Genomic DNA, 13,842 nt, shown 5'->3' with positions numbered 1-13,842 from the left:
TTTGAGCCCCCTGTTATTTATTTCTTATTTCTCTTATTTTTTCTACAAAAGCTTTAGCTGTTGCTGTTATAGATTCACTTGACCCAGTTGCAAGTTTTCCTCCAGCTCCTACTGCAACAACTCCATTTTTAAACCACTCTTCCACATTTTCAAGGCTTACTCCTCCTGTAGGCATTATGTTAGCTTGTGGTAAAGGTGCTTTTACAGCTTTAACAAATGATGGCCCAAAAGCACTTCCAGGGAATAATTTAACAATATCAGCTCCATAATGCATAGCTTTCATCATTTCTGTTATTGTCATACATCCTGGCATATATGGAATTTGATATAAATTACAAACTTTTGCTGTTTCTTCATCAAATCCAGGAGAAACTATATATTCAGCTCCAGCAAGAATAGCTATTCTTGCTGTTGCTGCATCTAATACTGTTCCGGCTCCAACTATTAATTTATCAGCAGGGAATGTTTCTTTTAATGCTTTTATAACTTCTGTAGCTCCTGGAACTGTGTAAGTTACTTCTATAGCAGGAACTCCTCCTTCAATGCATGCACTTGAAATTCTTACTGCTTCTGCTATACTTTCAGCTCTTACTACTGCCACTATTCCTGTATTAATTATTCTTTCTAAAGTTTCACTTTTTTTTAACATTTTTCCTCCCAAGAAAATAAGTTTTTATTATATAAAAATATGCTCTATGTATATATTTTGTTTTTACATTATGACTTTACATTAAAATTTTAAAAACTTCAATCTCAAGTTCTTTAAAATAATTTCATATATGAAATTTATATTTTTATATAATTTTTTTGATTATTGAAAATACTACATTTTCTTCTTTTGAGGAAAAAATAATGTTTTTCATGAGTTTCATATACGAAACTCATGAAAATTATTTTTTAATTATAAATTTTATTTAATAAAAAAGTTCTGGTTCAGCTCTTCTTTTATATCTATTCTCTAAATCCTGTTTATGATATAAATATCCTTTATCATCAAAATATTTTGCTCCTGTATGGCATTTTTTTATGCAAGCACAGCATTTTATGCATATTCCTGTTATAATTTCAGGATTATTATAATCTATTGATCCCATAGGACATACCTTGGCACAAATCTTACAGTTGTCACAAAGTTTTATATTTGTTTTAGGAATTACTTTCCTTATATCAATATGATTTCCCTCTGCATCTTTAGGTTTATAGTATGTAAAAGGCTTTTCTCCATGAGTAATTTTTACAGGTATATTTTTATCAAAATTCTTATCAGTTATTTTTTTATATATTTCATTTGAAAACTTTTCCATTATTTTCATATCTTCTTTATCAGGTCTTCCTGCTGCAAGAATTTTAGAAAATGAATGTTCTCCTATAAAAGCTCCAGCTGCTATAGTTTTAAATCCATTTGTTAAAAGAATTTCAGAAAGTTCCATAAGAGCATCATTAAAATCTCTGTTTCCAAAAAGTACAACTGGCACTGCTAAAGCTCCATTTCCTTTTACAGTTTCTAAATATTTTAAAAGAACATTTGGAACTCTTCCTGCAATAACAGGTACACCAAAAATGACTATATCTTCTTTTTCAAAGCTTTTTCCTTCTTTTCTTATCTCTGGAAGAGTAAAATCAAACTCTTTTTTCAATAAAGATAGCTTTTCTGAAAGCTTTTCTGCAATAAAATTTACTGTTTTTTTAGTTGTTCCTGTTCCACTGAAATAGGCTGCATATATGTTTTTCATATTTCCTCCTGTTCTTTTTATTATAAATTAAGTTAAGAAAAAGCAGGAAAATTATTTCCTGCTTTTTCTTTTTAAATATACACATTCATGTTTTGTAGGCTTTTTATTATTAAGCTTTTGCTAATCCTTGTTCTAAGTCAGCAATAATATCTTCTACATCTTCAAGACCAACAGATAATCTTACTAATCCATCAGTAATTCCTGCTGCAAGTCTTTCTTCTCTTGTATATGGAGAGTGAGTCATTGATGCAGGGTGTTGGATAAGAGTTTCTGTATCTCCTAAACTTACTGCAAGTGCACATAATTCAACATTGTTAAGAAGTGCTTTACCTGCTTCAAATCCACCTTTAAGTTCAAATGACATGATTCCTCCATAGTTTTTCATTTGCTTTTTAGCTATTTCATGTCCTTCGTGATCTTCTAATCCTGGGTAGTAAACTTTTTCTACTTTAGGATGAGCAGCAAGCCATTTAGCAACTTTCATTGCATTAGCACAGTGTCTTTCCATTCTGATTTCAAATGTTTTCATTCCTCTTATAATATAGTAAGCTTCTTGAGGTCCAAGAACAGAACCAGTCATATCTTTTATACCAACAAGTTTAACTTGAGTTACTATTTCTTTACTTCCAACTACGAATCCTGCTAAAACATCTCCGTGTCCGTTTATATATTTAGTTGCAGAGTGAACAACAACATCTGCTCCTAATAATAATGGATTTTGGTTGTATGGAGTTGCAAATGTATTGTCAACAACAACTTTTGTATATTCGTTAGTATGAGCTATTTTAGCTATTTCTGCTATGTCAGTGATTTTTAAGTTAGGGTTTGCTGGAGTTTCTAAGTATACAACTCTTGTGTTAGGTTTCATTGCTTTTTTAACTGCTTCTAAATCTGCTGTATTTAAGAATTCAACTTCAACACCAAATTTAGTTAATCCATGGCTTAATAAAGCAAATGTACATCCATAAAGTGTTGTATCAGCAATTACATGGTCTCCTGCTTTTAATAAAGTCCATAAAGTAGATGAAATTGCTCCCATTCCTGAAGAAGTAGCTGCTGCCATTTCTCCATGTTCTAATAAAGCTATTTTTTCTTCTATAACAGCTGTTGTAGGGTTTCCTAATCTACTGTAGATATATCCTTCTTCTTCAAGGGCGAATCTTTTTCCTCCTTGTTCAGCTGAATCAAATACGAATGTTGATGTTTGATATATTGGTGTTGCTAAAGTTCCAAACGGATTTTTAGTATGTCCTCCGTGTATAGCTTTTGTTCCTATTCCTTTGTTTTTTAAATCGTGCATAATCCTTCCTCCTTCAAATATAACATCGTCTTACAATATCCACATAAAAATTCCACATTCTGTACAACAGGTCTGATTTTTTTGTATTGATATTTTAATGTACTTATTACGATTTATTATTATAAATAAAACACATTTGATTTGTTTTAAGTATATCTTATATTCTATTTATAATATTATTTTTGAATTTTGTCAAACCTAGCTGTTCCATAACAGTTGACTATATTTTCTATAATTTCTTATTTTTAAAATATTTATAATAAAAAAACAGCTATTTTTTTATATTCACTCACTGTTATAATACAGCTATTTCCATAATATTTTTTACAATTTTTAAAAAAATAAAAACCGCTTCACATTAAAGAAGCGGCTCTCTATCTTTATAGTTTAAAAATAAATTTTAAACTATTTTTATCAAAATGGCGTACCTGAGAGGAATCGAACCCCCAACACCCTGATCCGTAGTCAAGTGCTCTATCCAATTGAGCTACAGGTACATTTATAAAAAAAAAGGTAGATTATTTTCTACCTTTTAATTGTCAAACTGGCGGTGAAGGAGAGATTTGAACTCTCGGTACCGGTTTAATCGGTACTCTCCCTTAGCAGGGGAGTGCATTAGGCCACTCTGCCACTTCACCACTGGCGGAGAGTTAGAGATTCGAACTCTAAAGCCTTACGGCGCCGGTTTTCAAGACCGGTTCCTTACCAGTTAGGATAACTCTCCACTTCAATAAGTTTATCATAAGCCTTTCATTTTGTCAATATTTTATCCCATTTTTTTTATTTTTTTCTTTATTGATGGCACTTCCAGCTAATAAGCCTTTAAAATAAAAGTCCATCTTTGATAAAATCTACAAAAGAAATTTTTATATTTTTTACTATTTTTTATTATTTTGTTCCAAATATTCTATCTCCACAATCTCCAAGTCCTGGAACAATATATCCATGCTCATTAAGTCTTTCATCTATTTTAGCTGTATAAATTGATACATCTGGATGTGCCTCTTGAACTTTAGCAACACCTTCTGGAGCAGATATAAGACACATAAATGTTATGTCTTTTACTCCTCTTTCTTTTAAATAATCTATCGCATATATTGCAGATCCACCTGTTGCAAGCATAGGATCTACAAGAATAACTTTTCTATCCTGAATATCCACAGGAAGTTTACAGTAATAATAAACAGGTTGTAAAGTTTCTTCGTTTCTATATACTCCTATATGTCCTATTTTTGCTGTAGGAATAAGAGAAAGTATTCCGTCAACCATTCCAAGTCCTGCTCTTAATATAGGAACTATAGCAACTGCTTTATCCTTTAATACTCCCGCCTTTGTTTTCATTATTGGAGTTTCCACTTCAATCTCTTCTAATTCTAAATCTTTTGTTGTTTCGTAAATCATCAGCTTAGCTATCTCATTCAGATTCTCTCTAAAAGTTTTAGTATCTGTATTTTTATCTCTAAGATAAGTAAGTTTGTGCTCAATTAAAGGGTGTTTGATTTCTACAACTGCCATAATTTTTCCTCCTTGTATATTCTTATTTATAAAAAAACAGGACATTTGTCCTGTTTTCTATTTGATATTGTATTTTTTGTTGAACTTGTCAACTCTACCAGCTGTATCTAAGAACTTAGCTTTTCCAGTGTAGAATGGATGACATTTAGAACAAACAGCAACTTTTAAGTCACCTTTTGCATAAGTTGATCTTGTTTCAAATTTTTCTCCACAAGTACATTCAACTGTCACAACTTTATACTCAGGATGTATTCCTTTTTTCATTCTGTTTTCACCACCTTCGATAATTAACTTATAAATTCACAAAGCATTGTATCATATTTTCAATGTTTTTGCAACTATTTTTATATGCTTTTATTTTTATAAATAATAAAATTTTCTGAAGTTTTTATTTTAATTTAAAAAACTATTACTTATCTGTTATCTCAAAATTTACCTTAGCTGTTTCTCCTTCAGAGGACACAACTTTTATTTCATACTTTCCTTTTTTTAAATTAAACTTTTTTTCTCCATCAAAATCCTTTCCTATGTATTCTTTATTTATATACCAATAAAGTTCCTGATTTTTTAAATTTGCAATTTTTACAATAATACTTTTTTCTCCATCAAAATCTTTAGGTATAATTATTTTTAAGTTATTTGAAGGATAAATAAATTTTAAACTCTTTTCAAGAAATTTTCTATTAAAAATATTAGATACATCTAAATTCTCTTTCACAAAATAATTTATAACTTCTGTAGGATAATTCAAAATTATTTTCTCTCTTCTCTCTTGAAAACTGCTGTCTCTTGAATCTATTTCTTCTCCTTTTTTATTTATGTAAATTTTTTTATAATAAGGAGATACTCTTAAAGGAACTGCATCTTCAGGATAATATATTTCTTCCCAAGGAACATCATATTTCAATCTATATCCTGTTTCTGCATCAATTTTAATTTTTTTTAAAGAATATGGTTTTCTAAATTCTCTTTCTTTCCTAGGAAGTATTTTTAAAATATCAAACATAAGATTTCCAGCACTATAAACTCCTGTCAGATTAGGATTTCCCTCTCCTGTAAAATTTCCTGTCCATACAATAACTGTATATTCAGGTGTTACTCCTGCTGCCCAGCCATCTCTTCTTCCGTTACTTGTTCCTGTTTTCCAAGATACAGGATTTTTTTCTTTATACAGCCTTTCCATTCCTGGTCTTTCAAGCTTTTTCATTGCTTCAAGTGTAAGATAAGATGCTCCTTCTGTTATAAAATTCTCTGTATTTTCTTTTTGACTTTCTTTGATATATTTTATATTTCTAAATTTTCCATAATTAGCAAGTCCTGCATAAAGCTTTCCCATATTTTCCATGCTGAATTCTTTTGTTCCAAGAATAAGAGAAAGTCCATATTTTGAAGGATCACTATCATTAAACCCCAGTATCTCTTTTAAAAAGTAAAAAAATCTCTCTTCTCCATACTCTTTTAAAAGATGTACAAAAGGAATATTGAGAGATTTTATAAGAGCATCTTGCATCTCTACCATTCCTCTGTATTTCTTATCTGCATTCTGAGGAGTAAAATTTGAAAAATATAAAGGTACATCTGGTATCTTTGATTGAGGAGCTGCTTTTCCATCATCTATTATTTTTGCATATAGAAAAGGTTTCAAGAGAGATCCTGTTGATCTTAAAGCTGTTATTCCATCTACTTGACCATTATTTTCAAAATCATAAAAATTCTGTGAACCTATATATACTTCTGCTTCATAATTTTTATTATTGATAATAAGCACAGCTGCATTTTTTATTCCCTGAAGTTTTAGAAATTCTGAATAATCTTCTACAATTTCTTCCACTTCTTCCTGAAGTTCGCTGTTTATTGTACTTTTTATTATTTTTTCTTCTTGGTTTTCATTTATAAGCCGTCTTACAAGATGATGTGCTATAGATTTAAAAGCATATTTTTTCTCAGGTACAGGTTCTTTTATAGATATACTGAACTGTTTTTCACTTATATATTTTTTTTCATAAAGTTTTTTTAAGAGATTATTTCTTTTTTCTATAAGCTTTTCTCTGTTTCTGTCAATACTCATAAGTCCAGGAGAATTAGGAAGAACTGCTAAAAGAGAAGCCTCTCCCCAAGTAAGCTCTTGAGGACTTTTTTGAAAATACATATATGATGCTGTTTTATATCCTACAACATTCCCTCCATAAGGGGCATTATTAAGATACATTCTTAATATTTCATCCTTTGTAAAATATCTTTCCAATTTTAATGCCTGAATCATTTCAAGATATTTATTTAAATATGTTCTTTTTTTAGGTTCAAGCATTTTAGCTGCCTGCATTGTTATTGTACTTGCTCCTGTTCTTCTGCCATCTTTAAAATTATTATAAAAAGCTCTTGTAACTGCAAAAAAATCTATTCCACTATGAGAATAAAAATTTTTATCTTCAAAGACAGTTACTGCTATTCTTAATTTTTCTGGAATCTTTTCTGAACTTTTCAAATGCCACTGTTCATTTTTATTGAGATGCACTCCTATTATACTGCCTTTATTATCAAGGACAGATACACTGTATCTGTCCTCAAAAATTTTTTCTGCACTCTTCGCATCAAAGTTTATATAAAATCCACATGTAAATATAAATATGATAACAATGACAAGTAATGCCATTTTAAATAATATTTTCATTATTTTACCTCTACTCTGAAACCTTTTAGATATGCCTGATAATTTTCATTGTACATAGCTTCTGCCTTTGTTCCTGGAAAATCAAATTTCCCCTTTGTAACAGCATTCACTTTAACAAAGAAAACAGCTCTTTTTGAATTATAGTTATCAAAATCAAAGAACCACATCACTCTGTCATCTCTTATATCCTCATATTCTACATATGTATCTTCTGTTCTTTCTTGCACCCATTTAGGATATGCTCCTCCTGTTGCTCTTATATTTTCTATTTCCCATCCTGTAGGAAGAATTTGAGTGAGTGCAACATCATTTATATACATATATTTCTCAACATCGTCAGCAGATTTTAATTTTATCTCTATCCAGAATGTATCTCCTTGTGAAAGAATTTCAGGACTTATTTTATTTCCGTTTATATCATAATAATTTCTCTCTAGTTTTATATTTTCAGAAATATTTTCTCCCTGATAATTTACAGGAACACCTTCCCAATAATAATTAATAAAAACATTTTCATCTGGTTTTATTTTTATTTGCTTAACTTCTGCAGGAATATTATATACAAATCTTTCATCTTCTGTTTTAAATTTCTCTTCTATGCCATCAATAATTATTAAACCTGAAACTCCCTTATCTTTTGTTTCTGTCATCTTCGCCAAAGTCATAAGAGAATACCCCACACTTTGTGTAGAAAGCCATTGATTGCTTTGAAGTGTTTTTAAAATTTCCTTATATAGATTTTCTTCAGGTTTTTCATAAATTGTATAATAACAATTAAGAATTACAGCTTTATCTCTAAATTCAGAACCATAACTGTATCTGTAATAATCATCATCTTCTTTCTCTGGCATAACTTTAAGTCCTTCTGCTATTTCTTCAGCAATTTTATTTTCTCCTATAAGTTTATATGCTGCTGCAAGATACCATTTACTTGTAAGATTAAGTTTATCTAAATAATTTTCATATACTAAATTCATCTGACTTATTTCAGGATTTTCACTCAATGCAAGAATGTAAAGAGCATATACTTTTTCTGTAATATTTATTTCTGAATCTCTTACCATTCTTTTAGCAAAAGACAGCCACTTATTATATATATCTTCAGGAACATAGTATCCTTTTTCTTTGGCTTCAGTCAGAAAATGTCCTGTATAATTTGTTACCCATATATCTGTATCTCCTCCTGCCCAATATGAAAAAGATCCGTCATAAAGCTGATGTCTTATAAGTTTTCCTATAGCTGCATTTACATTTCCTGTTATTTCTTTTCTGTCAAATTTATTATTGTTTGTAAGTATATCAATATAAATCTGAGGAAAAGCTGCTGAGACTGTCTGTTCACCACAACCATAAGGATACCTTATAAGCTGACTTAATCTTTGATCTGCTGCAATAATAGGGGTCTTAGAAATAGTTAAGCTTCCTTTTACACTTCCTTCTATATAATCTGAAGGCTGAGTGAAAACTATCTCTTTTTCTTTTTCTAAAATTTCTGTTTTATTTATATAAAGATATGGATTATTTGAATTAATATTTATATTTGTTTCTTCTTCATAACTATATTTATCTGACACAGCAGATATTTTTATTTTTTCACTTCCTATTTTCTGACCAACTTTTAAATGAAAATATATTGTCTCTCTGCCTTTTTTATTAAGAATAACTGTTTCTTTTTCTTCTTTTCCCATAAAACTTAAATTTATTTTTATTTTTCCAACATTATCTTCTAAGGCAAAAACAGAAACAGGAATTTCAAATTCGTCTCCTGCTTTAAGTGTACGAGGAAAAACTGCCTCTGTTACAACTGGAGCTTTTACTACAATTTCAGCATCTGCACTTCCATATTTCTTTCCAGATGTACCTATTACCATAACTTTTACTGCACCCATATAATTAGGCATTGTAAATTTTATAGTTCCCTCTCCATTTTCATCAGAAGTAAGAACTCCTTTAAACATAGCCACAGGTTTAAATCTTTGAACATTTTCAAGGCCCATCTCTTTTGCTCTTGCTAAAGTTTTAAGACTTGCTGCCTCATTTATAAAACTATCTCCTCCTGTTTTTAATATTTGATGAACCTTTCCTGTTATTCTTCCCATGATTTCAGAATAATTATCATAAAAATATACTTGCATTCCCTCTTTCTGATAAAAATATTTCCAAGGATTAGGAGTGTCAAATCCTGTTATATCAAGAAGACCTTCATCTACTACAGCGACAGTATAGTTCATTTTTTCTTTCTCTTTGTTTTTTACTTTCACTGTAAATTCTTCATTTGGTCTTATTTCCTCAGGAGTTTCTATTTCTATATTAAGTTTTGTACTTTTATCTTCTACAATAATAGGAACTGCTCCGTAAAGTCTTAATGGCCTGTCATTATCAGAGTTGCTATAGTCTTGGAATAAAGTTACTGATACATAAGCATTAGGAAACATATCTTCCGTAACTTTAAATTCATGTATATTTTTTAAATTTTCTGCATCAATCCATTTTCTGTCAATAACTTTTCCTGATTTTTCTGTTGTAATAAGTGCTTTTGCTCCTTTTGTTCCTTCAAAAGTAATTTTAGCTGTTTCACCTGCTGTATATATTTTTTTATCAGTTTCTATTTTCAATTTATCAATTTTATTATTTATAGCTGAATCCTGCCATGTACTTAAATAAAGATTTATTCCTGTACTCTGACCTGTTTCCATATCTTCAACTTCTACAAATACTTCACCTTCTCCATCTGGAGTATAATCTATAATATAAGGTTTATCTTGTGAAGTAAATTCTTTCTCATAAACAAGAACTGTATTTCTATCTGTCTTTATAGATCTTATAAAAGAATTATAGCTGTCATAATCCCACCACCAAGAATATTCATTCTTATATACTCTGTAAATAAGTTTTCTTCCTTCTGAAAGTTTTTCTCCATCTTCTGATACTGCTATAACTTCAAGATTAAGATTGTCTCCTTTTTTTATATATGTGCTTTCAGGAATTTTTATTCCTACATATGTATCAAACTTATTAAATGATACAGGAACTTTATTTATCACAGGTCTTCCTCCTGTTTCTATTACTTTTGTTGTAATTATTCCTATAAGATTTATATTTTTAGGAGCTATTTGAGAAATATTAAATTCTACCTTTCCTTCTCCTTTTTCATTAAGGATTCCTTCTTTATAATCTCTGTAATAATAACTGTAAGAAGTAGGATTTTTAAATATATAATTTTTATATTTTTCAAAATTTATATTTTTTTCTCTTACATCAATTTCTGTATTAAATTTTAAATTCTCTGCAGGAGCACCAAAAAGATATTCTGATTTTATATCAACTGTAAAAGTTTTATTTTCATTTATATCTATTTTTTCAGGAGCAGAAATTTCTGATTTTATTTTATAAGGAACTATTGTTTCTATAGAAATATCTTTTACAAATTTCTGACTTCCTATTTCTGCTTCTACTCTCCAAATTCCTGTCTCTGAATCTATATTTGTTTTAAATGAATATGTGTAGAAACCATCTTTTCCATTTTTTATAATATTATCTTCTATAAACTTTTTACCTGTTGGAGAATAAACATTTATTTTTACTGGGTGATTTTCTGGAAATTCTTCCTTGCTATTTCTTGCAATAAAAGATATGTATACTTCATCTCCAGGTCTATAAATTCCTCTGTCTGTATATATAAATGCTTTTATTCCTTCAGAAGCAAACATTCCATCAACAGCAAACCCATCATAAGAAAGCTGAGAATCACTAAACTTTAAAATTGATTTTTCTTCTCCTTTTTCAGCAAGCACATACATCATATTTTCTTTATTTTCAAAAGAGATTTCTCCTTTACTGTCTGTTTTTCCTTCATATGCTATTTGATTATTAAAAGTTATAATTTTTACATCAATGTTTTTTATAGGCTCGTTCTTTAATACATCAATAACAGTTACTGTTGTTTTTTCCTTTTCTTTTTGAGCTGTAATTCCCATATGAGAAAGAAGAATAGCTTTTCCTATTTTCCCATTATTTCTTATAAGAGCATATTTCTGCCATGAATCTGTTCCTTCAGGAAAAGTATAGTCTATTCCTTTTTCATCAAAAGAAATTTCTGCTATAAATATTCCTCTATTATCAACAAGATTTCCAAGCTCTATTTCTGTCTGCTTCCAAATATTCTTCTCTGAATTAAGTTCATAATCTTTTTCAAAAACAGTATCTCCTACTTTATAAAATTCATTTTCAACATTATAGTCAAATATATTTCCATTTCCTTTAAAAACTAATTCCTGAAGAAACTGTGTTATATTATTTTCATAAACTTTCTTTATTTTTAAATTTATTTTTTTTACATTTACTGATTTAAAAGCTATTTTTTTATTTTCTGAGGCTGGTAAAATTATTCCTTGATTTGAAAATACAATTTTAGGTTCTATTTCATTAAAAATAGCTTCTTTTACAATATTTTCTTTAAGAGAATTTCCCTTTAAACTTTTTAATTCTTTCAAAACTTCAATTTTATAACTATTTCCTGCTTTAAAATTACCATTTATTATTATTTTATTTTTGTCTGTAAGCACATTGTAAGAGACTTCAGGAGAAATATTAACATATGCATCTATATTCTCTTCCTTAATATCTTCATTAAATTCTATTTCTATTCTTGGCTTACCACTTAAATAAGTTTTAATTCCAACAAAGCTAAACTCTTTTTCTTTTTTATTTTCTGAAGATTCTTTTCCCTCTGCAGTAATTTCAGATACCTTATAATTTTTTTCTGTAATAACTTCCTTTTGCTCTGGTTCTTTACCACATCCAAGCATTATAATCATAAAAAATATATATAATATTTTCTTCATAAATATCCTCCTTCAAAAATAAAGAAATTTCATTTAAACATTTTTTAAATTCTCCTTTACTTTGGTTATACCTTACAAACTGTTTTTTATCAAATAAAAGTTATTTTACTTTTTAATAAATAATTTTAAATATTTCATTCCACCTTACTTCACTATGAAATTTTACCTCACTTTTATCATAAAAATATAAAAAAATACGAGTACTTTTTTACTGTACTCGCTCATTTTATAAATTATCTATATTATTCTATTTTTACATAATTCTAGTTTTATTTCTTAGAAACAAATATATTATCTTTTATATAAAATCTCCAAGGCTTTAATGCATATTCTTCTGCATAATCTATTCCTATCCTCACTGTTTCTACTATAGATTTTGGTGTATAGCCGTCATCTTCAAGCCAAATTTTATTACTTGTTACTAAATCTTCACCATTATCTTCTCTCGTTATTCCAAGAGCTCTAGTAAGCTTTCCTGGTCCATTTGATATATCTTTTTCTTTTTTTACTTTTCTTTCACAAGCCATAATTTCTTTATTCTCTAAAGGCTCAATTCCTCTTATAAGAACTGCCTGAGGATTTCCTTCTGAAGCAACAGTTACATTAAAACATTCATACATTCCATAAATAAGAAAAACATAAGAATGCCCTCCCTCTTTATACATTATTTCTGTTCTCTTAGTTTTTCTTCCTCCATAAGAATGACTTGCTTTATCTTCTGTTCCCATATATGCTTCTGTTTCTGTTATTCTTCCACTAAAAATACGCCCATCTTCTCTTTTTTTCACAATTATCTTTCCAAGAAGTTCCCTTCCTAATGTAACAGCATCTTTTAAATAAAATTCTCTCTGTATACGCATTTGTATCTCCTTCTTTTAGAAGAATGATTTTTTAGGTCTCTTTCCCTCTATAAAAGTTTCTTTTAAATATTTTCTTAAATCTGCTCTTAACTTTTCAAGATTTTCTTTATAATTTTCAGAATTATTTCTTGGATAAAGATCATTTACAAATCTTCCACAATTTTCTGCTCCCCAGAACTGTGCTGTATCATCATCAAGAACTTTAAATGCTTTCATATATGAATTCCATCTTTTATCATCTATTCCTGCACCATCATTTATAAATCCTCTTCCTCCACCTAAAAATCCACAGTTCATTATAGTAAATATTCCCTTTCCTTTCAAAAGGCCATTAATTCCTCCATTTGTTCCATCTTCATAAGCAAATTTTTTAGCAAAAACTCTTTCCTGATATCCTTTTACCATAGTATTTTGAGTATCATGCCAGTTTGGATAAACAAATACTATGTAATCTGCCTGACTAACTAAATTTTGTTCATAAGCTACATCTTCTTTAGGCTCTCCTGTTCCATCTTTCTGATAATAAAATTCATCCATTGAAAGAACAGGATTCCAGTTCATCTCATAAAGATCACGAAGAGTTACTTCCATTCCATTATCTTCAAAAAACTTCATTGCTGTATAAGCCATATCAAAAGTTATACTGTTATGTCTTAAATCTCCTACTACAAATAAAACTTTTTTTGAATCTGAATCTGTAAATCCTTTAGGAATATATTCTTCTACATATTTTCCAGGTACTATTGATGCTGAAGTTACAATATCAGCTTCTTTAGGATTGGTTGTTTCTGAATAGCTTAAAACAGTAATAAATGTAAAAAACAGAATTAATAATTTTTTCATAACTTTCTCCTATATTTATTTAATTTTTGTGCTCTCTGCTTTTTATTATAACTTATAAAACTTAAATTTTCAAAGT

Annotated in this window: 9 protein-coding genes and 3 tRNA genes; all 12 read right to left on the bottom strand. The window is 28.9% G+C overall.

What is annotated here, in order from left to right; all coding sequences use genetic code 11:
* Positions 1-13: 13 nt before the first annotated feature.
* The 12 genes from I6E17_RS08625 to I6E17_RS08570 all read right to left on the bottom strand — a co-directional run bounded on the left by I6E17_RS08625 (position 14) and on the right by I6E17_RS08570 (position 13,766).
* Entirely contained in the window at positions 14-649 is a 636-nt protein-coding gene (locus I6E17_RS08625; RefSeq protein ID WP_176829501.1) for a bifunctional 2-keto-4-hydroxyglutarate aldolase/2-keto-3-deoxy-6-phosphogluconate aldolase, read from the bottom strand.
* A 265-nt stretch (positions 650-914) separates the two neighbouring features.
* On the bottom strand, positions 915-1,733 hold the full coding sequence (locus I6E17_RS08620) for an EFR1 family ferrodoxin (RefSeq protein WP_235236737.1): 819 nt from the start codon (positions 1,731-1,733) through the stop codon (positions 915-917).
* A 109-nt stretch (positions 1,734-1,842) separates the two neighbouring features.
* The gene (gene megL, locus I6E17_RS08615) at positions 1,843-3,033 is read right to left on the bottom strand and encodes a methionine gamma-lyase (RefSeq protein WP_176829503.1); all 1,191 of its coding nucleotides are present in this window, start codon (positions 3,031-3,033) and stop codon (positions 1,843-1,845) included.
* Between the two features lie 420 nt (positions 3,034-3,453).
* Positions 3,454-3,530: transfer RNA gene (locus tag I6E17_RS08610), tRNA-Arg, on the bottom strand.
* A 48-nt stretch (positions 3,531-3,578) separates the two neighbouring features.
* A tRNA-Ser gene (locus I6E17_RS08605) sits at positions 3,579-3,671 on the bottom strand.
* Between the two features lie 2 nt (positions 3,672-3,673).
* Positions 3,674-3,757: transfer RNA gene (locus I6E17_RS08600), tRNA-Ser, on the bottom strand.
* 164 nt (positions 3,758-3,921) lie between these two features.
* Positions 3,922-4,548 carry a uracil phosphoribosyltransferase gene (gene upp, locus I6E17_RS08595; RefSeq protein ID WP_176829504.1) on the bottom strand — a complete coding sequence of 209 codons (627 nt, stop codon included), beginning with the start codon at positions 4,546-4,548 and terminating at the stop codon, positions 3,922-3,924.
* 57 nt (positions 4,549-4,605) lie between these two features.
* Entirely contained in the window at positions 4,606-4,812 is a 207-nt protein-coding gene (gene rpmE, locus I6E17_RS08590; RefSeq protein ID WP_176829505.1) for a 50S ribosomal protein L31, read from the bottom strand.
* Between the two features lie 145 nt (positions 4,813-4,957).
* Positions 4,958-7,219, bottom strand: a complete 2,262-nt coding sequence (gene pbpC / locus I6E17_RS08585) for a penicillin-binding protein 1C (protein WP_235236734.1) — start codon at positions 7,217-7,219, stop codon at positions 4,958-4,960.
* Positions 7,219-12,063 carry an alpha-2-macroglobulin family protein gene (locus tag I6E17_RS08580; protein WP_235236732.1) on the bottom strand — a complete coding sequence of 1,615 codons (4,845 nt, stop codon included), beginning with the start codon at positions 12,061-12,063 and terminating at the stop codon, positions 7,219-7,221. The genes pbpC and I6E17_RS08580 overlap by 1 nt, the downstream gene beginning before the upstream one ends.
* Positions 12,064-12,332: 269 nt before the next feature.
* The gene (locus I6E17_RS08575; RefSeq protein WP_176829508.1) at positions 12,333-12,923 is read right to left on the bottom strand and encodes a DNA-3-methyladenine glycosylase; all 591 of its coding nucleotides are present in this window, start codon (positions 12,921-12,923) and stop codon (positions 12,333-12,335) included.
* Positions 12,924-12,938: 15 nt separating this feature from the next.
* Positions 12,939-13,766: an NAD(P)H-dependent oxidoreductase gene (locus I6E17_RS08570; RefSeq protein WP_235236730.1), complete on the bottom strand. Its 828-nt coding sequence runs from the start codon at positions 13,764-13,766 to the stop codon at positions 12,939-12,941.
* Between the last annotated feature and the right edge of the window lie 76 nt (positions 13,767-13,842).

The organism is Fusobacterium perfoetens, assembly GCF_021531595.1.
Taxonomy (GTDB): Bacteria; Fusobacteriota; Fusobacteriia; order Fusobacteriales; family Fusobacteriaceae; genus Fusobacterium_B.
The sequence above is the reverse complement of the archived record's forward strand: the minus strand, read 5'-3'. Positions and strand labels throughout refer to the sequence as shown.